We start from the raw sequence: 5,179 nt of genomic DNA on the forward strand, positions 1-5,179 counted from the left end.
AAGACCTGAACACCGTTCACATATGCTTTTCCGAGCATGTTCACCAAACCTCTGCGAATCGGTGAAATCAATTCCAAAGCAAAAACCAGCGTATCACCCGGAATGACTTTTTGTTTGAATTTCACCCCGTCAATTTTCATGAAATAAGTCGAGTATAAATGTGGGTCTTCTACTTTGCTCAATGCAAAAATACCACCACACTGTGCGCACGCTTCCACCTGCAATACTCCCGGAAATACCGGATTCCCCGGGAAATGTCCCTGGAACATCGGTTCGTTCATCGTTACATTTTTCACCCCGATGATCGTATTATCAGTGATCTCCATGACTTTATCAACCAACAGGAACGGGTATCTGTGCGGCAACATGCGCTCGATGTCATTGATGTTATAGAGTGGCTCTTTTTCAAGATCGAAAACACGTGTCGTATTTTTTTCCTGCTTCTTAATTTCGTCTTTCAACACTTTTGCAAAACGCGTATTTCCGGAATGTCCCGGACGTGCTGCCAAAATATGTCCTTTAATGAAGCGGCCTACCAATGCCAAATCACCAACGATATCCAACAATTTGTGTCTTGCCGGCTCGTTTTCAAATTGCAGTTTCAAACTGTTCAACACCCCGATTCCTTCGTAGTTTACAGTCAGATTTTCTTTTCCAAGCAATTTTGCCAAACGATCCAATTCTTCCTGAGTCACATCATTGCGCTCCACCAAAACAATTGCATTGTCAAGGCTTCCACCTTTGATGAGGTTATTCTGAGCCAGGAACTCCAATTCTTTCAGGAAACAGAATGTTCTGCAAGCTGCAATTTCTTTTTCAAATTCCCCGATGTGATACATGTGAGCATGCTGTGTTCCCAAAGCCGGAGAATTGTAATCCACCATCACCGTCAAACGGTAATTTTTATCCGGAACTGCCAGGAATTCGATTCCACGCTCCTCATCTTCCCACTTGATATTCTCAGTCAATTCCAGGTACAAACGGTCTGCATTTTGCTCCGTACGCCCCACTCGTTGAATTTCTTTCACAAACAGCAACGAAGAACCATCCATAATCGGAATCTCAGGCCCGGTAAGTGTGATCAATGCATTGTCCACTTCCATTCCGTACAAAGCTGCCAGAACATGCTCTGTCGTATAAACCTTTGCACCGTTTGCTTCCAACGTTGTTCCACGATCCGTAGAAACAACCAAATCTGCGTCTGCTTTAATTATCGGTTGACCATCAACATCCAGTCGTTGGAATTTATATCCGTGGTTCTCAGCAGCAGGATGAATCTCCATAACAACTGGTTCTCCGGTATGCAAACCAACACCATTGAATACGATTTTTTCTTTAAGGGTAAATTGTTTTTCCGACATAATTATTCTGCAGATTTTGAAAGGGTTTTAATTTTATCTTCTATTTCTGATATTTTCTTAATGATAATCGGAAGTCTTCTGAATCCGACAAATGATTTCTTGTAATCATCCATTGGAATGGCCGGTGAGCCCATTAAAACTTCCGCTTTTTTGATCGTATTGGGAATCCCCGACTGAGCAACGATTTTCGTTCCGTCAGCAATGTGCAAATGACCGCTGATTCCTGCTTGTCCTCCAACCATGACGTGTTTTCCGATCTTCGCAGAACCTGCTACACCAACCTGAGCTGCTAACGCGGAATGATGTCCGATTTCTACGTTGTGTGCCAAATGAACCAGGTTGTCGATTTTTACTCCCTGACGGATAATGGTTGAGCCCATTGTAGCGCAATCAATCGTAGTATTGGAGCCGATTTCCACATCGTCTTCCAACACAACATTCCCGATTTGGGGAACTTTTGAAAAAACACCCTTCTCATCCGGCGCGAAACCAAATCCGTCGCTACCGATAACAACTCCGGCGTGTAAAACACAACGGTTTCCGATTTTCGTATCTGCATAAATCTTCACTCCGGCATGAATCGTACAATCGTCTCCGATAACTACGCCGTCTCCGATATAAGCCTGCGGATAAATTTTTGCATTCTTTCCGATCGTAACATTCTCACCGATGTATGCGAAAGCACCCAGGTAAAGTCCTTCTCCGACTTTTGCGGATTCTGAAAGAAAAGAAGGTGTTTCGATTTTCGGTTGTTTCTGACGCATCTGGTTGTAAACATCCAGCAATTTCGCAAAGCAGGCATACGCATCATCCACCTTCACCAGCGTCAACGTATCGGGAAGTGGCTTTGAAGGAACAAATGTTTTATTTACAATACAGATACTCGAACCTGTAGTATAAATATACTCTTCATATTTCGGGTTTGACAGGAAAGAAAGTGTCCCTGTTACGCCCTCTTCAATTTTAGCTAATCCGGCAACAGTAACATCCGTATTACCAACGACTTCACCGTTCAAGATAGTAGCTATTTGCAGCGCAGAAAATTCCATTGAACAAAATTAGTAAAAACCTTTAGGTTATGAGTCTGTTAAGATATGATTTATTAACACATCATTGTGATGACAAGCGTCTTTATTCGGGCTTATTTTCCTCAAATTGGTAAAATTCAATGTGCTCTTTAAACCACGTAGTTCGAGCCTTTAAGGTGTCCCCCTGCTTTCTTGGAAGCAACACATATTGCTCCGGAACCGGTTCTGCATTCAATCTCGATTTCGAAAAGTCGATCAAACCTGCTTTTTTCATCAAAAACTGGATCTGTTTCTCATCCTTTATTCCGAACTTTTTCATCTGTTCGTTCATGATCGAATTGTCTTTCAGGAATACAAAACTCTCCACGTTCGGTGGAAAATGAATCATCCGCCCCAAACCGGAAGTCGTATTCTTAAACTGCTGAATGGAGCCTTTAGGCCAAACCACTTCGGCAATAAATGCATTTTCCGGCATTGAAAACCACAAGACAACACTTTTTCCGTTCACTTCTTTTTCGATCTTGTAAACCTTCGGGTTCCCCTGTTTTTTACTCGACCCAAAGAAAATAGATCCGTCGTTTAAAAACGATTCGATCATGGAATCCGTCAGGTGATGCTGGTCAAAAATCCGCTGATTATCTTCCGATACCACTAAAACACGGCCCAGAAAGGTGTTTTTCACCCTGTTTTCAGGCAGCCAGGTGCATCCGCGGTTTCTAAAAAAGAAAAAGACCATTATCAGTCCGATGCCAAAGCCAAATCCATACAACCGCAGGCGCCTCCAAAAATTCTTCATGTATATACGTGTATTTTCAAAAAAAAGGTCCGACTAGCGGACCTTTCATATGTTGAATTCAATATTTAGATCAATGCATCCAACTTCGCTGTCAACTGTCCTTTCGGAACAGCTCCAACTGATTTATCAGCGATTTCTCCACCTTTCACGAAAATGATCGTTGGGATATTGCGGATTCCGAATTGAGCAGAAACTCCCGGATTCAGGTCTACATTTACTTTTCCAATGATTGCTTTGCCGTCGTATTCATCTGCCATTTCTTCAACGATAGGGCCGATCAGTCTACAAGGACCACACCATTCTGCCCAAAAGTCTACCATTACCGGTTTGTCTGATTTCAATACAAGCTCTTCAAAGTTTGCATCTGTGATTTCTAATGCCATAATTGTTTCTATTTTAATGTGACTTGTCTTTAGTCGGTCTAAAGTTACTATTTGTTTTTATTTGTCAAAAGCCTTGCCAATACAAATTACACTGTCATATTGTCATGCTGAACATGCATTTTTTTCATCGTTTTTTGATTATCTGTCTCCAGGCAATAAAAATAAATTCCATCCTGCAACTCGTTGGTATCAAAGCGGATAATATGCCCTCCGGAAGAAAATTCTTTGTCCTGAATCACCTCAATCGGTTCCATTTTTGCATTCAAAATTGAAAACACAACCTTCTTCGGATGCTCGATGGTAAAATAAAACTCCAGGCTTCCGCTTTGCTTCTTGTTTTCGAGATCAAAAAGCAATGCATAATCCTCTTTTTTCAAGGCTCCTTTTGAAAAGCGTTTAATCACAGATTTATACGCAATATAAAGCATCGCAACCGCTGCCAGAACAATTAACGTTCCCAAAAGCTTGCTTTCCCACGAACGGATTCCTTTTACAAAATTTACCCGGTATAAAACCAAACAAGTAATTAAGAGACTCAGCCCGATCAGGCTTAAAAGTGATTTTTTCTTCATGATTATAACGAGATAATTCCGGGAATGGCTTGCGCCTTTTCGTAAATGGCAATGATTGAATCAACATTCAGCATCAGTTCTTTGACGCTGACGCTGACAAACTTCCCGTTACTGGATTCGTGAAACTGGATCTGAGCCGTTTCATCGAAAAGCGCGGTTGTTTGTGCCAATGAATGAGGAGTATTCGGGACAATAAATTTGAAGAAGTAAACATTCGGCCACTCTTCCAGCATTAACTGTTCTTTCAACTTATCAAAAGTTCCTTCACTCATATTTTAACTGTTTTTGACGTTACTTGATGCTGCTTAACGCAGATATTTCGGCAACAAAGATAAGCGCTTTATAGCTAGTAACAGCTCTTTTTGAAGTTCACTTTTATTCTTTTCCAGGTCTTCAAAGCGAAGAAACCCTCGTTCTGACGCCTGTTTCAATCCATTTTGAATCAACATCGGATCCGGTTCCACTCCGAATACAGGATCTTCTTCAATCCAGTCGGAAGCGCTGAACTGCTCTGAAAAAGCCAGTTCCATTTTCAATCCCTGTTCCAAAAGAACAATCGCAGATTCCGGAGTTGTACTCTGGGCAAACAATCGTTTCCAATGGCTTTTGGCCTTCATATATCCTCCCCAAAGTTCGAGTACGTTATCGGTTTGAAGCAAATCGTATTCAAAAGATACCTGCCCTTCCGGGAAATTTAAACTTGCAGTAACCTGTGATAATTTCTCCAAACGAAGAATCTTCGACTTGAGCGTTTGTCTCAAAAGCGGCTTAGCCAGAACGGATTTTTTCAATTCGAATAATTCCATTTCCAGAGCATCCGCTGCTTCGGAAAGGTCTTCAATACGCAGAATGGAACAAATCTCTTCCGGGCTCACTACTTCTCGGGTTCGTTTTGATTTCTGCGCATGCGGATATTGAGAAACTCCACCAACAAGGCGTAAACCATCGCAAAGTAAATGTATCCTTTCGGAATGTGCTGTCCGAATGATTCTGCAATCAACAAAACTCCGATTGTTACCAGGAATCCAAGAGCAATCAT

7 protein-coding genes are annotated in these 5,179 nt (G+C 41.7%); all 7 read right to left on the reverse strand.

All coding sequences use genetic code 11. From position 1 onward, the window contains the following. The coding region (locus tag Q1V93_RS09175) for a bifunctional UDP-3-O-[3-hydroxymyristoyl] N-acetylglucosamine deacetylase/3-hydroxyacyl-ACP dehydratase (protein ID WP_300663980.1) at nucleotides 1-1,361 on the reverse strand (1,361 nt) is incomplete at its 3' end. A gap of 2 nt (nucleotides 1,362-1,363) precedes the next feature. Next, nucleotides 1,364-2,410 carry a UDP-3-O-(3-hydroxymyristoyl)glucosamine N-acyltransferase gene (gene lpxD / locus Q1V93_RS09180; protein WP_300663982.1) on the reverse strand — a complete coding sequence of 349 codons (1,047 nt, stop codon included), beginning with the start codon at nucleotides 2,408-2,410 and terminating at the stop codon, nucleotides 1,364-1,366. An 82-nt stretch (nucleotides 2,411-2,492) separates the two neighbouring features. After that, the gene (locus tag Q1V93_RS09185) at nucleotides 2,493-3,185 is read right to left on the reverse strand and encodes a hypothetical protein (RefSeq protein ID WP_300663984.1); all 693 of its coding nucleotides are present in this window, start codon (nucleotides 3,183-3,185) and stop codon (nucleotides 2,493-2,495) included. Between the two features lie 65 nt (nucleotides 3,186-3,250). Further along, nucleotides 3,251-3,568: a thioredoxin gene (gene trxA / locus Q1V93_RS09190; protein ID WP_300663986.1), complete on the reverse strand. Its 318-nt coding sequence runs from the start codon at nucleotides 3,566-3,568 to the stop codon at nucleotides 3,251-3,253. Nucleotides 3,569-3,654: 86 nt separating this feature from the next. After that, a complete protein-coding gene (locus Q1V93_RS09195; RefSeq protein ID WP_300663988.1) occupies nucleotides 3,655-4,140 on the reverse strand; it encodes a hypothetical protein in 486 nt (161 codons plus the stop codon). 2 nt (nucleotides 4,141-4,142) lie between these two features. Next, nucleotides 4,143-4,412, reverse strand: a complete 270-nt coding sequence (locus Q1V93_RS09200; protein ID WP_300663990.1) for a DUF493 family protein — start codon at nucleotides 4,410-4,412, stop codon at nucleotides 4,143-4,145. Between the two features lie 33 nt (nucleotides 4,413-4,445). After that, nucleotides 4,446-5,015, reverse strand: a complete 570-nt coding sequence (locus Q1V93_RS09205; protein ID WP_300663992.1) for a hypothetical protein — start codon at nucleotides 5,013-5,015, stop codon at nucleotides 4,446-4,448. Nucleotides 5,016-5,179: the final 164 nt, after the last annotated feature.

The organism is Fluviicola sp., assembly GCF_030151805.1.
Classification (GTDB): domain Bacteria; phylum Bacteroidota; class Bacteroidia; order Flavobacteriales_D; family Crocinitomicaceae; genus Fluviicola.

Excerpts from the sequence above, each read along its gene's own strand:
- lpxD (WP_300663982.1), bottom strand. The coding sequence starts at position 2,410 with ATGGAATTTTCTGCGCTGCAAATAGCTACTATCTTGAACGGTGAAGTC.
- Q1V93_RS09185 (WP_300663984.1), bottom strand. The coding sequence starts at position 3,185 with ATGAAGAATTTTTGGAGGCGCCTGCGGTTGTATGGATTTGGCTTTGGC.
- trxA (WP_300663986.1), bottom strand. The coding sequence starts at position 3,568 with ATGGCATTAGAAATCACAGATGCAAACTTTGAAGAGCTTGTATTGAAA.
- Q1V93_RS09195 (WP_300663988.1), bottom strand. The coding sequence starts at position 4,140 with ATGAAGAAAAAATCACTTTTAAGCCTGATCGGGCTGAGTCTCTTAATT.
- Q1V93_RS09200 (WP_300663990.1), bottom strand. The coding sequence starts at position 4,412 with ATGAGTGAAGGAACTTTTGATAAGTTGAAAGAACAGTTAATGCTGGAA.